General features: G+C 49.2%; 7 protein-coding genes and 1 riboswitch. Of the genes, 6 read left to right on the top strand and 1 reads right to left on the bottom strand.

The annotated features are described in order from the left end of the window. The first annotated feature begins 40 nt into the window (after positions 1-40). The 5 genes from PUT07_RS20170 to PUT07_RS20150 all read left to right on the top strand — a co-directional run bounded on the left by PUT07_RS20170 (position 41) and on the right by PUT07_RS20150 (position 6,762). Entirely contained in the window at positions 41-1,246 is a 1,206-nt protein-coding gene (locus PUT07_RS20170; RefSeq protein ID WP_274470185.1) for an MFS transporter, read from the top strand. Between the two features lie 214 nt (positions 1,247-1,460). Next, positions 1,461-1,874, top strand: a complete 414-nt coding sequence (locus PUT07_RS20165; protein ID WP_274470184.1) for a DoxX family protein — start codon at positions 1,461-1,463, stop codon at positions 1,872-1,874. A gap of 52 nt (positions 1,875-1,926) precedes the next feature. Next, positions 1,927-2,064: riboswitch (cyclic di-AMP (ydaO/yuaA leader) on the top strand. 228 nt (positions 2,065-2,292) lie between these two features. Next, complete coding sequence (locus PUT07_RS20160; RefSeq protein WP_274470182.1) at positions 2,293-3,450, top strand: KamA family radical SAM protein; 1,158 nt, start codon at positions 2,293-2,295, stop codon at positions 3,448-3,450. Between the two features lie 476 nt (positions 3,451-3,926). Further along, positions 3,927-5,108 carry a cation:proton antiporter gene (locus PUT07_RS20155; protein WP_274470181.1) on the top strand — a complete coding sequence of 394 codons (1,182 nt, stop codon included), beginning with the start codon at positions 3,927-3,929 and terminating at the stop codon, positions 5,106-5,108. Between the two features lie 121 nt (positions 5,109-5,229). Next, positions 5,230-6,762 (top strand): glycine betaine uptake BCCT transporter, encoded by a 1,533-nt coding sequence (locus tag PUT07_RS20150; protein WP_274470180.1) that lies wholly within the window; start codon positions 5,230-5,232, stop codon positions 6,760-6,762. A gap of 88 nt (positions 6,763-6,850) precedes the next feature. On the opposite strand, the gene PUT07_RS20145 is transcribed toward PUT07_RS20150, so the two are convergent. Then, complete coding sequence (locus tag PUT07_RS20145) at positions 6,851-8,131, bottom strand: SLC13 family permease (RefSeq protein ID WP_379240117.1); 1,281 nt, start codon at positions 8,129-8,131, stop codon at positions 6,851-6,853. Between the two features lie 539 nt (positions 8,132-8,670). Here PUT07_RS20145 and PUT07_RS20140 point away from each other — a divergent pair. Next, entirely contained in the window at positions 8,671-17,340 is an 8,670-nt protein-coding gene (locus PUT07_RS20140; RefSeq protein ID WP_274470179.1) for a cadherin-like beta sandwich domain-containing protein, read from the top strand. Positions 17,341-17,600 lie beyond the last annotated feature (260 nt).

Below are 17,600 nucleotides of genomic sequence, written 5' to 3'. Positions count from 1 at the left end.
TTGAAAGCGGTGGGATGCATGATACATAAGGGAATGCGGCATGCTGCAGGTGTGGACGACGATGAATAAAATCATGATGCAGACGTCTTTGTTTTATGCGCTGATCTATATGAGTACCGGTGCTTTCTTCTCCTACATCAGTGTGTATTATACGGAGATCGGGCTTGGGAATTTCGAGGTGGGGATCCTGACCTCAGTCGGCGCCGTTATCGGCTTGATTGCACAACCGCTATGGGGAATTATAAGTGACCGTTCAAGGTACAAAAACAACGTGCTTGTATGCTGCATTCTGCTGGCCGCGCTATCGGTCTGGCTCGTACAGTGGTCCGGCATCTCGTTCGGGCTGCTGCTGCTCGCCATGGTCGTGTTCAGCTTCTTCCAAGTGGCGATTAACCCGCTAAGCGATGCCATTACGCTGGAGCTTTCCTCGAAAGGAATCGTCAAGTTTTCCGGAGTGCGTACATTCGGCTCCGTTGGGTATGCGGTCATGTCCGTATTGGCGGGTTGGATGTTCGCCCGGAATATTCACAGCATCTTTATCGTAACTTCCGTCGTGATGTTCGTTTCGTTCGTCATATCGCTGCTATTGCCCAAGGTCGAAGGCCATCAGAACGGCAAGAAGAAGGTCAAGGTGACAGAACTGTTCAAACATCGGCCCCTTATGGTGCTGTATGCGTATGCTTTCATCCTGTCTTCGACGTTAGGGTTCTTCTTCTCGTTTCATGCGATCTATAGTCAGGAGCAAGGCGTCAGTATGGAGATCATTGGTCTGGGAATTGCGATCGGTTCGATCAGTCAGTTTCCGTTCATGATTTGGTTCGATTGGATTTTCCGGCGCTTCGGTATGGTCAACATCCTGCTGTTTTCGGGCTTGATTCATGTGATCCGCTGGCTGCTATATGCAACGGCACTGACGCCGCAGACGGTTGTGATCATGTGGGCGCTCCACGGCGGGACGTATATTCTGTTTTACTTGTGCCTCTCGCATTATGTGAACGAGCATGTGATGAAAGAACTGAAGGCAACGGGCCTGATGTTCAATTCGATTATCTTGTTAGGTGCGGGCAAAATTGTCGGCGCCGTGCTGGGCGGATGGTATTCGTCCAGATTTGGCTTCGCCTCGGCGTTCATATTATGCACGGCGCTTAGTTTGGCGGCGACTGCAGCCTTCTGGTGGGTGAGCTTGCGAACCCCGCTGCTGCGGACGTTCGCCAAGGAACGGCACGCACCGTCCGAGAGCGTCTGAGCAGGGCAACACAAGATCATAAGCGGCAGTCCGGGACTAGGTTTTCGTCCTGGGCTGTCGTTTTCTTTTTTTTGCCGTACGTACAGTGGTTTTCGAAAGTTGCGATTAAAAGAGGTTGACGTGACACCGAATGGTGTCGTATAATCAATATGACACTGGATGGTGTCCAATTATAAATCGTCATTTGGCACGTTAAAATAGGAGGAGATCATGAATGAGTAAGATGATCGGTACGGAAACAATCGCGAGAGTAGAAGCAAGACCCGGAGGAAGAAGCATCGGTTATTGGATCGTCACTTCACTGCTGGCAGCATCTATGACGATAAGCGGTATCGGGCAGCTGATGCAGTTAGAGGGGAACCTGGAGCTAGTGGCCAAACTTGAATACCCCGTGTATGTCTTGACGATCCTTGGGATTTGGAAAGTGCTGGGCTCCATCGCTCTCGTCGTGCCGGGTTTCCCGCGGCTCAAAGAATGGGCTTATGCCGGAATCTTCTTCGTCATGACCGGTGCGGCTTTCTCTCATGTGTTTGCTGCCGACTACGGGTTTCCACTTATCCTTCCGCTTTGCTATGCGGCCCTGAATATGGTCTCGTGGGCTTTACGTCCGGAGAACCGCAAGCTTTAAAATGTGTCGGACCAACCGGACTTCCGTTGACGAATACAACATAGTTGTGTAAGATAAAACTACGCTTAATTTCCGGAATCTAACAATTTCGGGAAGCGGGGGAACCAATTTTTTGGGGCGAATCTTTATGTAGGGAACCATCTTTCCCGAGCCCGGCAGCTAACCTCGTCAGCAGTGGATGGGTCAATGATTTACTATGCAAATAATTGCATGTTGACCCGCATGACGGGTCTTTTTATTTGACTAGACCTGTCGTTGAAGGACTAGACCGTACGTTTACGGTTTGCGCCTTCATGCGGGTCTATTTTATTTGTCTACATACGCCCATCCATAGCCATCATGCCGCAAAGGAGGTAATGGGGAATCCGTAATCCCGACAGATCGTTAGTCAGAATCTGAATTTCGAGGAGGATCATCTATGGCACAGCCGAAATATATTACCGATATTGAGAAAATCACGGAAATTCCTGAACAGGAACGAAGGAAGCTGAAAGCAATAACGGAAAAGTTCGTATTTCGTGTGAATGATTATTACTTGAATTTGATTAATTGGTCGGACCCGAATGATCCGATTAAGAAGCTGATCATTCCGAATGAGGGAGAGCTTCAGGAGTACGGACGCTGGGATGCATCCGATGAAGATACCAACTATGTGGTTCCCGGCTGTCAGCATAAATATAGGACGACGGCATTATTGCTGGTTTCTGAGGTGTGTGGAGCTTACTGCCGATATTGCTTCCGCAAAAGACTGTTTCGGCATGATGTGAATGAAGCGATGGCGAATGTCGATCCGGGTATTGCCTATATTCAAGGCCGCCCCGAGATTAACAATGTATTGTTGACCGGTGGAGACAGCTTAATACTCGCGACATCCAAACTAAAGAACATCGTAGAGCGATTGCGTGAAATCGATCATGTGAAGATAGTGCGGCTAGGCTCCAAAATTCCTGTTTTTAACCCAATGCGAATATACGAAGATGATGCCTTGCTTGAACTTATTAAATCCTATTCTACTGTTGATAAACGAATCTATGTGATGGCTCATATCAATCATCCCAGAGAAATTACGAATGAAGCCAAGAAAGCCTTCGATGCCTTACATAATGCCGGTGCAATCGTAGTGAATCAGACGCCGATCCTTAAAGGAATTAATGATGATCCATCCGTGCTCGCGGAGTTACTTGATAAGTTATCGTGGGCTGGCGTTACGCCTTATTACTTCTTTGTTAATCGTCCGGTTGCCGGTAACCGGGAGTTCGTATTGCCTTTAGAGAAGGTTTATCGGTTGGTCGAAGCAGCCAAATCATTAACATCGGGTCTTGGCAAAAGAGTGAGGTTGTCTATGAGCCATACCTCGGGCAAGATTGAGATTCTTGCGATCGAAGGCGGCAAGGCCTACTTGAAATACCATCAATCGCGCGATGAGCAGTATGGGAAGTTCATGATACTCGATTGTCCCCCCGATGCCGCCTGGTTCGATGATTTGCCAGGCAGTGAGAACCTGTGGAAGAAGCCGAGGAAGCTGGCGGAAGACATTATTTCCGTTAATGATCTTCCGGATTTGCCTTGCCGATAAATGTTGAGAGGAGTCCTTCCCTGGAGGGACTCCTCTATTTTGTATGAGAGCTAGCCTCCACCTTCGACACTTCAATTCGGCTTGAGCGGAAATAGGATACGCTATTTCCAACAATCAGGTGGATTTGAGGAGTCAGAAGGAAATACAAGCCTTTATTTCACCAATTCTCCTCTCTTCGGGTAGGAAATCTGCGAAATAACGGATCGTATTTCCCTATCCGTCCCCGACAGGCGGTTTGGGGGCAAAATAACGCACTGTATTTCCGCTTTCGCTGCTTAACCGCGATTAATCGCATCTATCGTCAGACCTCACTTCAGCGGACGGATCCCAACCGCTTCGGCAAGCTTGCTTGCGGATACCGGGTCCGGTCGAATTTCTAGCGTACAAGTCCCTTACAGAGGGGAGGAGGGCGCAGTAATAATAAGGAAGGACCAACCTACGCATAATAGCGGAAAAGGGTTATTTAGGGGGCCTTCATGTTTCACTATTGGCTGGTTCTGCTGGGAATCGCAGTTGCAATCGCGTATGTGGCGGATAAAATAAAACAACCGTATCCAACTTTACTTGTCGTTGCAGGACTTCTGTTAGGCCTATTCCCTATCGAGGCTCTTCACGAAATCAAAACGTTCGTGGTTTCCGATCATGTCTTTCAGACGGCCGTGATTCTGATTTTCTTATCGGCTCTGATCGGAGATGCTGCGCTCAAACTGCCTTTTGGTGAAATCGTAGACCATAAGCGTTCGATACTGCTGCTTGCTTTGTTAGGAACCTTTCTGACCTTTGTTCTGATAACAGCGCTGTCATCTTGGTTATTAGGTCTTGATTTGCAAAAAGCGCTCGTCTTTGGTGTGTTGATGGCGGCGACAGACCCTGTTTCCGTTTTAACGATTTTCAAATCAATGGGCTTAAACCAGAAGTTATCGATCATTGTGGAGGGAGAGAGCTTGGCGAATGACGGTGTAGCGGTTGTTCTTTTTAAAATAGCCCTAGGGACAACCGTACTGACCATGTCAGGCGTACTGCACGGCTCATTGGAGTTTGTTAAGATTATTCTAGGGGGTGTAACAATCGGCGTTGCAACAGGTTATATCGTCTCGAAAATCACCTCCAGTATTGATAATTACCTTGTGGAGATCGGCCTCTCCATCATCCTCTTCTATGGCGCCTTCGAGTTGGCGGAAATGTTTCATTTCTCCGGGGTTATAGCGGTTGTATTTGCAGGGCTTTTGCTTGGCACCTATGGCAGGAACACGGGAATGTCGGACTTAACGCATGACAAGATGGATTCTTTCTGGGAAACAATTGCGTTTATCGCCAATGCATTGATTTTCCTGATGGTGGGGCTTGAGATTTCAAATATTCATTTCGCCGAGAAATGGGTTGAAATTAGCGGCAGTATTCTGATTGTCCTTGCAGCGAGGTTCATAGCTGTATATGTAAGTCTTATTTTTGACCAAGAAGTCCCGCGGATCTGGAAACCGGTCATTGCCTGGGGAGGGTTAAAAGGCTCATTGTCCATTGCGTTGATATTGGGCATTTCCCCCAACTTTGAAGGGCGCGATTTGCTGTTAGCTATGACGTTCAGTAATGTCGTGTTCTCGCTGCTGGTTCAAGGGACAACGATCGGCCGACTTGTTAAGAAACTCAACGTGACCTAATACGAATGTACATAGACCACTTTAAGATCGGATGATCTTAGAGTGGTTCTTCTATGCGCATTATTTGTATTTCCAAGGTAAATATTACAAGTAAGTCCGGATGAAAGGAAGATTTGAGAAGATGGTGCTTTATATTTCGATAGGTATTATTCTGATATTCGTACTTTGGGGGGCTTTTGCTCCTGTACAGCTTGCTGCAACAGCAACTTCGATGTTTGACCTGTCCATAAAAAATTGCGGTTGGTTTTTTTTAATTTCAACGTTTGCTTTTTTAGTTTTCGCTTTTTATTTGGCCTTTAGCAAATATGGCCGGATCCGGCTGGGGAAGGACGATGACGAGCCAGAATATTCAACCGTCTCTTGGTTTGCTATGTTATTCAGTGCAGGAATGGGGATAGGTCTTGTATTTTGGGGAGTTGCGGAGCCGTTATCGCATTATTTATCTCCACCTGAAGGAGCAACCGGAGCTACTACGGAAGCAGCCCGATTGGCCATGCGTTATTCGTTCTTTCATTGGGGGGTTCATCCTTGGGCGATCTATACCCTCATCTCGCTAGCTATTGCCTATTTTCAGTTCAGGAAAGATAAACAGGGTCTCATCAGCTCTGCATTTTCACCTTTACTTGGGAAATTAGCAGAGGGAGGTGTCGGAGCTTTAATCGATACACTTGCGATTATTGCTACAGCATTCGGCGTAGCTACGTCACTTGGGCTTGGAGCCCTTCAAATAAACGGCGGGTTGAATCATATGTTGGGAATATCAATAAATCCCATGGTTCAAGTGATTATAATAGCCGTGGTAACTGTCTTATTTTTAATTTCTGCCACGACGGGGCTGGATAAAGGAATCCGACTGATAAGCAACATCAATCTGCTCATTGCCGTATTACTCATGGCATTCGTCTTTGTTGTCGGCCCCACTTCCTTTATCTTGGATCTGTTTACTTCGACACTAGGAGGGTATCTGCAAAATCTTGTGTATATGAGTTTGAGAATGACACCTTTTACACAAGGCTCCTGGGTAGGCGTTTGGACCTTATTCTATTGGGCATGGTGGATTGCTTGGGGGCCTTTCGTTGGAACCTTTATTGCCCGAGTATCCAAAGGCAGAACGATTAAGGAGTTCGTTCTAGGCGTTCTTTTGGTACCAAGCCTCTTTAGCTTCATCTGGTTTTCGGTTTTTGGGGGGACGGGGCTGCATATCGAGTTGTTTGATCATTATCCAATCGCTGCCGCGGCTGAGAAGGATGTCACATCCGCCTTGTTCTTAACGCTGGAGCAATTGCCCTTAGGTCATATCATAGCCTTTATGGCTACTTTATTGATTATCACTTTCTTTGTTACATCAGCGGACTCGGCTACTTTCGTTCTCGGTATGCTATCTACGAAAGGGAATCCCAATCCTTCGAACAAAGTTAAAATTGTCTGGGGACTCCTACAATCGTCTATCGCTATTGTGCTGTTGATTAGCGGTGGCTTAAGCGGACTGCAAACCGCATCGATTGTTGCAGCAGTTCCCTTCGCCATCATTATTATCGGGATGTGCATATCCTTAATGATCGCGCTCAGGCAAGATGAAAAAACATTAAGAAGCAGAGACCAAAGGCGTATGAAGAAATTAGATGAGCTTCTAAGCAAGCAAAATGAAATTTAACGCCTGTGGTTAAAAAAAACGCCCAGTCGAGTTAAATTCACGCATGCGCTGACTGAGCGCAAATGGAAAGTTCATAAGGAACTCCCGCTTATAGGAAGTAACGAATGTAAATATAAATACTGGCTAAACCAACAGACAAGATCATGAGCGGGAAGCCGTATTTCATAAATGTAACGAACTTAATCGGGTGGCCTTCCTTGCCCGACAAGCCTGCTACGATCAGGTTGGCGCTCGCCCCGATCAGGGTACCGTTGCCGCCCAGACATGCGCCAAGTGCGAGACTCCACCATAGTGGTTCAAGGTTATCTACGCCCATATTGCCCATCTCCTGGATCATTGGAATCATCGTAGCGACGAAGGGAATGTTGTCCAGAAAGGCCGATGCAATCGCGCTGAGCCATAGGATGAGCATGGAGGTCGCGACGGGGTCCCCTCCGGTCAGTTCAATGGCGTGAGCGGCTAATCGGGTGATGACGCCGGTTTCCACAAGGCCGGAGACCAGGACGAACAACCCGACGAAGAAGAAAATCGTGGTCCACTCTACTTTGGTAAACGCATTTTCCATGGCATGTTCACCGGTTAGCAGAAGCAGGATGAACGCGCCTGTCAAGGCAACAGTGGCGGACTCCAAATGTAACATTTGATGCAGGAAGAAGCCGACAATTGTAAGCGCTAAGACGGAAACACTTTTCAATAGCAAGGGCTTATTCGTGATGACTTCTTTTTCGTCTAATTCCAGAATACCCCTTCGCAGCTCCGGCGTAGTCTGAATTTGCTTGCGAAACAGGAGCACGAATAGGGGAAGCATACAGGCCATAATAACCACAACGATAGGTGTAAGGTTATAGATGAAGGCCATGAAGGTTAACTCTTTCACCGCGCTCCCGATCATGATGTTCGGCGGATCCCCGATTAATGTCGCGGTCCCCCCAATGTTGGATGCTAAGATTTGTGTGATTAAGTAAGGTACCGGATTTACACGCAGTTGCCGGGTAATGCTGAATGTAACGGGCACCATCAAAAGCACGGTCGTCACGTTGTCTAGAAAGGCGGATCCAACCGCAGTAATGAGCACGAGTGCCACCATAATGCGCACGGGATCGCCTTTCGCCTTTTTGGCCGAGAGAAGAGCGATATATTTGAAAAGTCCGGTTTCAGCGGTAATGCTTACGATGATCATCATCCCGATCAGAAGTCCTAAGGTATTAAAATCAATATGATGCAAAGCCTCTTCCTGATTGACAATGCCGAGGACGACCATAAGGACGCCGCCGAGCATAGCGATGATCGTACGATGGATTTTCTCGGCAATGATCATGCCGTAAGTGACTAGAAAGATACCAATAGCTAGAATTGCTTGCTGTTCCATAATTCCTCCTATATGTTGGTTTTGGGTTGGCTTACAACGGGCGATCTCCTTTCTCTGCACAAAAAAAGAGCCCAATCAAGGGCTCGGCATGGCCAAAAAAGACCAAAAGGAGCCCTTGGTGACAGGCTCCTCCAACTTACAGTATTTATGCAATTGATTCATGATATGAACGGCGCGATTCAAACATTCGCCGCGTTATTAATTTACAATGATGCCGCGATCGTGTCAAGTCATTCATCCATTTTTGAAGCCTTGGGAAACTTCCAGGGCTTTTTATTTTGGGTTTGAACCTTGGACCTAAGTCCTATACGGAGAGTTTAGGTAATATATGTATTTTTATTAAATTAATGACTTATATGTGGCTATTTCTATAAAAACCATCATATATCTAATACTTTTCTAATAAAAGAATGAGAGAATACCGATATAGCTTGTACAACCATCGACAAAATTCAACAAAAGGTAGGTATTAAGGAGGGTGGCATAGGAACTACCTTGTAGGGCTGTTTGGTGGATATTTAGGAAAAGGGGAATAAACGTTGAATCAACGTCGGAATGCCGGATGGGCGAAGTTATTGATTGCTGCGTTATTGTTGCAGTATATACCTTTCTTGCACGGTGGGTCGAGTGTGGCTCAAGCGAACGGCAGCGACTCCGTGATGCTGAATACATACGCTGGGACTAGCACCGTGCTGCAAAATACATATGGGCCCTCAACCCAAATTACGGACTACACATGGAAGAGGGTAACAACGAATCTGGCTCCCGCTGCCAGACAAGCGGCATCCATGGTCTTTGACGAGAATGCCGAGAATGTGGTCATGTTCGGGGGCCAAGGCAACAATGGGCCGCTCGATGAGACATGGATTTGGGACAGCTATGAGAAAAATTGGCAGGAAATGAGGAATCTTCCTACTTCTCCACCCAGCCGCAAAGGGGCTGCCATGGCTTTTGATCCAGCCACAGGCAAAGTGCTTCTGTTCGGAGGCGAAGGCCAGTCCGGTGTGCTGGGGGATACATGGCTGTGGGACGGTTTGGCTGCCAAATGGCAGCAGGTAACGGGGCTTGCGGCTTCCCCGTCAGCTCGAGGCGGCGCGCAGCTTGCCTTTGACGGCGAACAGCTGGTGCTGTTCGGCGGATATACGGGCAGCGGCAGCTCGAAGACGCCGATAGGCGAGACTTGGCTGTGGAATGGTACCGATTGGACACAGGCTAGTCCTGCCGCGTCGCCGCCACCTGCCTATAGCGGGCAGATGGCTTATGACGGCACGACGGCTGTGCTGTACGGCGGAAACGCCGGCACGGTGACGAAAGATTACACGAGCGAAGGTACGAAAGTAACGAAGTCGATCACGCACGATGACAGCTCTCCATTATTGTGGAAGTGGGACCGTGAAGCCAAGTCGTGGACTTCGACGAATGGTCCAGAGGCTTACGGGCGTTGGGGGCAAGCAATGGCTTATGACGGGCGCCGTGTTCTCTTTTTTGGCGGAGAACGCGACTATGTCCATAATTACAATAACGAATTGGTTGAAAATTTGAAGCTGCCATCGAGCACGTACCCTCCGACAAGGGGGAGTATGGCTTATGGTTGGTCAAAAGGCAAATGGGAATACGCGCCATTGAAAGTATCCACTGGAACGATGTACAAGAGCAATGTGGATAAGGATGGCAAGGTATATGAGGTCCAAGGGGTTCCCAATCAGCTGCCATTTCCGTTAAGCTATGCCAACATGGCTTTTGACGGCAAAAATTTCGTCATGTTCGGCGGGAGCCGCGATCAAATTAGTATTATGGACAAAGTGTTCGGCTCCGTCGTCGATCATGTTGCAGCCGGTTTGATGAACGAAACTTGGCTGTATGGCTATACGCCGCCGACAGTGCCGGGTGTCAAGTTGACGGTGGATCCGATCCTGAAGTTTGATCCGCAGCATACGGATGATACCGTTAGCGTAGTTGGCAATGTCTATGATGACGGGACACGGACAATTAAAGCGCAAGGAGTAGAGTACCGTACGTACTCCGAGGATGGTGTCGGTGAATGGGTTCAAGTACCTTATACAGCTACAGCAACAGCTGCGACTGCGGCTCCGGATGAGGAAGTAGGGACAAGCTCCTTCACGGTTATTTTGAAGGGTCTGACGTGGCATCAAGAATACGAAACCCGCGGCTATGCGGTGAATGATGTTGGTAAAGGTTATACGGAAATAAAACGTTTCATTCTGAAAGATGATCCAAACCTGGAAAAGCCGGATGTTGTTTATGATCGTGTAGGGGCTTCGGTTCTCCATGTGAAGGACAAGAAGCGATTGGTTGCGGTAGGGACAGGTATTCCTAATTTATATCGTAAGCCTTTAGAAGACATTCATTATTATTTGCAGAGCAAGGATGGTACCCAATATTCTCTTAAAACCAATGTTATTAATGAACGTCAATTGGAACTGACGTGGAAGGCTGATCTGCCTCCGGGAAAATATGATGTACACCTGGACCATACTTTCTATGGTAATTACGTATTCACAGACGGCCTAATGATTACGGCATTAGACTTCTACAAACCAAGAAACTTCGCCAGAGTCGATATACCAAGTACGTCTGCCAGCAACGAGGTGAACAGTCTTGGTCTGCAAGGCCCGTTCACGGAAGATCCGTCAGCGCCTAACGTCTATGTGCTGAACGACTCTTCCGAACCGGTAGTTATCAATGAATCGGTTATGTTCAAGGGCACCAGCCTTGTCGTGAATAAAGCGGCTTCCCCAGCCACGATAACCGGCAATGGCCGGCTATACGTCAATGGCGGCGGAGAGTTAGGGGCGAACTTGTCCTATACGATTCAAGACGGGCCGTTCACCATCACGTCCGACAATTTCTCTTTCCCTTTGAGCAGCTCGGAAGCGGCGGACTATTTGAATATTGATATGCCCGTCAAAGCAAGCTCGCTTATTTTCACGAAGGACGGCCTGCGACTGACCGGCGATCTGGAGCTCGGCTTGCAGGTAGGGAATCAGAAGGTCAAGGAAACGGTACCTGTCGATGCCCTGAAATACCGCAATAACCGGTTTGATTTGTCAGGAAGCTATGTCATGAAGAATGGCTTTAAGATTGGTCCGATCAATGCCAGCAATACGAAATTCGTTGTCGACAGCCGCATTCCTTATGTCGGCGTTCAGGGAACCGGCACCTTGCCGGATACAGATTTAAGCTTTGATTTGAATATGAAGACCAAACAGGGCCGTTTGGATGGCGTCAGCTTCGGCATGTACAAGAAAGTGAAGCTTGCGTCTACTGGGCTGCAAGTCAATTATCTGTTTGGCAATGTAACCAATCTTGCGGAGAAATCCCAGCTTCCGCAGAAGTTCAGTGTCACCGGCTCGGTGAACGATGTAATTGTGCCTGAATTGAAACATCCGCAAGTGGATTACAAGTTCAATTTGACCGGTACCGATTCCATTGATATGGATCTGACTACCTATGGTTTTAACGCCACCGGAACGGAATACTACTACTGGCTGCCAGTGAAGAACATGAACATGCAGACGGTTGTGAATCCAGCAACTGCCGGAATCAAAGGGTTTTCGGCACCGGGCTATTCCACGAAAGGTGACATTAACCTTTTTGAGGTAGTAAAAGGCGCTATCGGTACGTACTCCTTCAATAAAAAAGGCTATAACGGCGTTATCAAAGGAACGGTTTATGTGCCTAAAGGGATTCCGCGCATTGGCGGAGCGACGGTGAACAACGTTGTGCTTAGTGTGAATGAGACCGGTATTTACGGTACTTTCAGACATAACGGTGTAGGCGCTAATCTCAAGTATACGTTCGATAACAATACGATTCTGTTTGAAGTGGAAGCGGAACCGCCTAAGAAATCTTGGTGGGAAAAAGGTCTGGACTTCATGAATAATGTTTCCGATTTCATGGATGCAGCAGAGCCTTGGCTGGACATTGCCGAAGAGTTGTTGTTAAGGAAGTCGGATTCCGGCCGTGAGGTCAGCATCGCTTCGGCGAATCCGCTGAAGCGGGTCTTTGAACTGAAGCCGGTTAGCTTGTCGATCCAACCGGAGGAGCCGGTGCATACCGATGCCAAAGCGCGCATTGTAGACGGACAGCTTACATCGCTGGATCGAACGCCGTTAATCACAACCGGAACCAATGCTGCGAACGGCAAAATGACAGCCTCTTTTGCGGTGGAGCGTACTATCGACGCACTAATGGTTCTAACAGGTGATCAACGGGCTGCCGTTCTGAAAGCTGCGCCTTCCGGTACAAGCTTTGAACAAATCGTACGCCCGGAAGCAAGTTATGACGCTGCGACCAATACAACCTATATGCGCCTATCGTTGTTCGCGGGGAACTGGAACCTGACAACAAGCGGCAGCAGTCTCATCCAAGTGAATGAACTGTTGTTTGCCAACGAATCGCTGAAATTGATCGAATTGGCACAGCTATGGTCGAAGACGCCGGAGCGCTCGGTAACATCACTGACGATGAAGGAGCGCGGCAGCTACGTACTGAAAGTTGGCGAAGCGCAGGGCGACGTCATTGTGTATAAGCCGGACGGACGGCCTTACAGTCTGCACACGGAGCAGAAAGAACCGGATTGGAACGCTCTCCGCGATGCGAACGGCAATGTGTATACATTGTTGGATGCGGTCGAGGCTGGAACCTGGATGATTAGTGCAGGTACGAGCCCAACGGCACAATTAAGCGGCGTACCGGCATTAACGAAGATGAACGATGTCATGCAATGGGTACAGGAGCAAGCTTATCCTACCGTTTTCGATATGACCCCGACAGATAATGGTCAGGCGATTGTTGAAATTTATGGAGCGAATGAGCAGACCAAGCTGTATGGGCCAAGCGGCGAGCTTTATCCCCTGCAGGCTGATCCGAATTTGCCTGGTATGAATGTCCTGTATGATGAGTCTCAGCATAAGAAAATGATTTTCTTAACCGGAATCAACTTGACCGGACAGTGGAAAGTCGTCAGCAGCAGCTTTACTGACGTTGTTGCCTACAAGTCAACAAGGAAGTTTAAATCCATTAAGCCATTGACAATGGGAGGCCGTTACGGCAAGTACTTCGAATTGCCGGAGAAGGGCGATTATATGCTGGCGGTCAGCGGTGGCAATACCGATACCTTGCTTACAGCGCCAGACGGTTCGACGTATGCCCTGAATTTTGATGCTCCTGACGGCAACGCCTACTTGCAGCCCGCATCAGACCGGGTTTCCAGTGCAAGCCCTGGCGGAGATCCCGTTGACCAAACGAAGATTGCCACGCCGAATCCGGTAACCGACGGCAGGGATACGCTTTACGTTTCCCTCTTGAACGCACCGGCGGGCAAATGGCTGGTTAAGAACGCGAATCAAGTTGATTTGCAAATTCAGAAATTAATGCCTCAACCTGAGATGAAGGCTTCCGTATCGGCTGTAGCCGGTGTGGAGAATCGCATTCAAGTCACATGGGCGATGAAGAATATGTCGCCGGATACGCAAGTAACCTTGATGCTGACGGACAGCACGGATCAGTTGATTGGCGAAGTGATCCAGAGCGGCTTGCCGGCTTCCGGCAGCCAAGCCATTGACATTCCGGGTTCCATGATGCCGGGAACCTATCATCTAACCGCAGCCGGCGTGAGTGCGGACCAAGCACCATTGTACGCGATTGCGGATGGAAGCGTAGAAGTGACGGCGCCTGCTACGCTGAACAAACCCGAGCAGCCGGAGGTGCTTGCAACGGGGAATGGTGACATCTCGCTGCGCTTTGCTTCAATCGCAGGGAATGTGGAAGCATATCGCATCTGGGTTGGTGAAAGTGCGAAGGGCAATGCCGTTCCGATGATGGATCTAGAGCCTCAAGCGGGGAATGAGCAGAGTGCTGTGATTTCCGGTTTACGTGCAGGTGCTGCTTACGATATTTCGGTCTCCGCGATCGGTCACGAGCAAGGACGTATCGTGCTGAGTCCACAGTCAGCAAGTGTGACGACAGAACTGCCAATTCCGCAGCCGGCAGCACTGGCAGTGACGCTGGACGGCGGCTCGCATGCCGTTGCTGAAGAAGCCTATACCGCCTATGACGGGAATGCAGAGACATTGCTGCTTACAGCAGCAGAGCAAGCTTCCTTGAAGGTAACGGCTGATCAGAAGGCAGCTGTTACGCTGGTTGTGAACGGCCAGCAGCTTGACAGCCAACAAGTGTCGGCAGGGGGAACTTCAACGTTTGTTTTGCAAGATCTTCTTCAAGTTGCTGCCTTGAAAGAGCGGGAATATAACCTGCTGATTGAAGCAGTCAATGAGCGCGGGGACCGCAGTACGGCCTACCGCAAGTTGTTTATCGACCGCACCGGACCGATGTTGATCGCCTCCGGAGGGAACGATGCGCAAGGCAAACCGATTTCGCTCAATGGCTTGGTTATTGAGGACAGCAGGTTGTATATAACCGGTCAAACAGACGCGGGAGCTCAGCTTGTCGTTAACGGGATTACGGTCCCATTGGATGACAGAGGAAATTTCCATTACTACGCGCCATTGAATTGGGAAGCAACGACGGACCGGGTACCGTTCTCGATGACGGCAACGGACCGGACTGGCAACCGAACGGAGTATGGCTTTGAAGTCTTGCGAGGTGTGCCAGGTGCGATTCCGGCAACCCCTAGCGACCTTGCCGCATTGACGACAGGAAACGCTGAGATGTATGCTCCTTATCAATTCGGCACAATGTCTTATGAAGCTTTGGCTTATTCGGATCATGTCCGCGTATATGCAGTACCGATGGCCGTTGCTTCTGAAGTAACGATCGATGGGAAATCGGTTCCTGATAGCGGTTATGTCGATATCGCCGTACCTGCTGCAGGGAAGACAGTGTCCATCAAAGTTCATTCCGAGAGCGCAGGAGATAAATTCTACTCGCTGAAACTCGATGGCACAGGCTCCAACGATGCCTTATTGCGTACATTGAAGCTTCATAACGCGACGGCTTCGCAAGCGGGAGATGAGCTTCCGGCCCAAGCCTTCACAGGAACGGAAGAAAGCTATGCCGTCTATGTTGACAACAGCGTGGACAGCGTAACCCTGACGCCCGGTGCTTGGACGGCAGGATCCGGCATTCAAGTGAAGGGTCAAGCCGTTCAGAGCGGACAAGCGTCTCAATCGATCCAACTGCAAGTTGGCGAGAATCTTATCCCAGTTGCGGTTACGTCTCCGGACGGATCGGCAACCAGACAATATCAAGTATCCGTATTCCGGGAGCTTAACGGCAATGCGCTGCTGCAAAGTTTGGGGCTTGCCACAGAAGGGGCAGAGCTGTTAGCTGATTTTAACGCGGCAGTGAGCCATTACGAGGTGTTAGTACCTCATGCTACGGGAACGTTCAAGCTTCTTCCGATTCCGGATGGTTCAGGCGCTGCAGTAAGTATCAATGGCCAACCCGTAACAGGCGGCTCGATCGCATCGCTGCCGTTCACGAAGGATGAACAAACCTTTGCTATTGAAGTAACAGCTCAAGACGGTACTGCACGCTCGTACACGGTTACTGTGCTGCGCAAGCAATCATTGCCGAAGAATCCGCCTTTATTGGCAAGCTTACAGGTAAACACGCTCTTGGATAGTGCCTTTACGCCTTACAAGCTTAAATATGGAACGATTTCAACAACGGAGAATGCGAATGTCCAAATAACGGTAATGACCAATGATCCGCAAGCAACTGTAACGGTACAGAATGTAACGCAAAAAGGCGGCGGCACCTTCTCACCAGCGGTCGGGATCGGAAAAAATACGATTATCGTGAGCGTGGAATCCGCTGACCTTATGTCCTCACAGACGTATTCCATCGATGTAACCCGTATCGAAGAATCCAGTACAGGTCCTGCTATTCGCCAAACGACGATTGCAGGAGGCACAGGCGGCTGGACTTTCGAAACGTCCATCGTACGGACCGTATCGGCGGACGGCAAATCCCTGGATACGGTGAAAGTTGATTCTGCGTCTGCACAGACGATCCTGGAGAAAGCTGCGCAGAACAAAGATCATGTGGCTCGCATCTATGTAACCGACTTGGCTGACGATCCTGCAGACGAGCGGATTGTGAGCTTGGATGCTAAATCGATAAGCATGCTTTCCGATGGGGGCATGTCGCTGCAGGTGATGCTGCCCGATGCGCAGATCGCGATACCGGCAGCTTCCCTCCGGCAGATGGGCCAAGACGGGAAAGACGCTTACTTCCGAATTGTTCCCGTTCGTGCGGATGCCGAACGCAGCGAAGTGACAACGCGTGTTCAATCGGCCGAGCTTGTGCTCAAAGCTGCTGGCGGCCATACGGTCTCCGTGATCGGCCAGCCGCTTAAGATTGAAACCAACTACACGGGTTACCAAACGGAAATCGTGTTCCCGTTGAATAACTTAAGCCTGCCGGAGAATGCAGCAGCGGCCAAACAAATTCTAGACGAGCTGGCTGTATACATCGAACATAGCGACGGCGAAAAGGTGCTAACGCACGGAGAGATCCGTTATGATGCGGAAGGCAAACCAGTCGGTATCGCTATTGAAATCAATAAGTTCAGTACCTTTACCATTATCCAGACCCATGGAGCAGGCTCGCTTGCACCTTACTTATCCGGGTACCCGGACGGGACGTTCAAGCCAGCACAAGCAATTACACGTGCGGAGCTGGCAACGATTCTGAATCGTATCGGCGCGGTCAAAGCCAATAGCGCATCCGTATCGGCACAGCCTGCCGGCTATCCGGATGTTGCCAAAGGGCATTGGGCGGAAGAAGCCATTGCGAACATGCAGCGCTCAGGCTTGATGCTTGGCGATGACGCCGGATTCCGTCCGGATGACGCGATTACCCGCGCCGAGATAGCCAGCATTGCTGCAAGGCTGCTTCCGGCGGACGCGGCTGGCGGCTCTGTAGCTGTCGAGTACAGCGACACGCAGAAGCATTGGGCTTTCGAAGCGATCAGGCAAGCCTCGCAAGCAGGCATTTTGCAAGGCTATGCCGACGGCACCTTCCTGCCGGATCATAAGCTGAATCGTGCGGAAGCGGTGACGGTGTTGAACCGGATGTTCAAACGACCGACAGCGGACGTAAAAGTTCCAAGCTGGCCGGATGTACCGCTGGAGCATTGGGCTCTGCGTGAAATTGAATCGGCCTCGGGCACCGTGCAAGTGTTGTCGGATGGCAGCGTGTATGTGGTACCTAATCATTAATGAATAAAAAAAGCCCATGAGCCTTTATAAGCTCATGGGCTTTTCGCATGTCCTCAAGGGGAGATAACCGAATAAATTGTCGATAAAATAACCTATATTGTTCGACGAATATTACATATACTGGATTATTATTTGTTTTTACCAGGCCCATTGGCCTAAAAAACCAGGTGATTGTCCTGGTTTTTACATATTTTTCACATTTCGATCACACTTCTATCATCAATGTCAAATATGGTGAGAGAGAGTATTTGCCCAAATGA

The sequence above is a fragment of the Paenibacillus sp. MAHUQ-63 genome (assembly GCF_028765165.1).
In the GTDB taxonomy this organism is placed as follows: Bacteria; Bacillota; Bacilli; order Paenibacillales; family NBRC-103111; genus Paenibacillus_E.
This window is presented reverse-complemented; position numbering and strand designations above follow the sequence as displayed.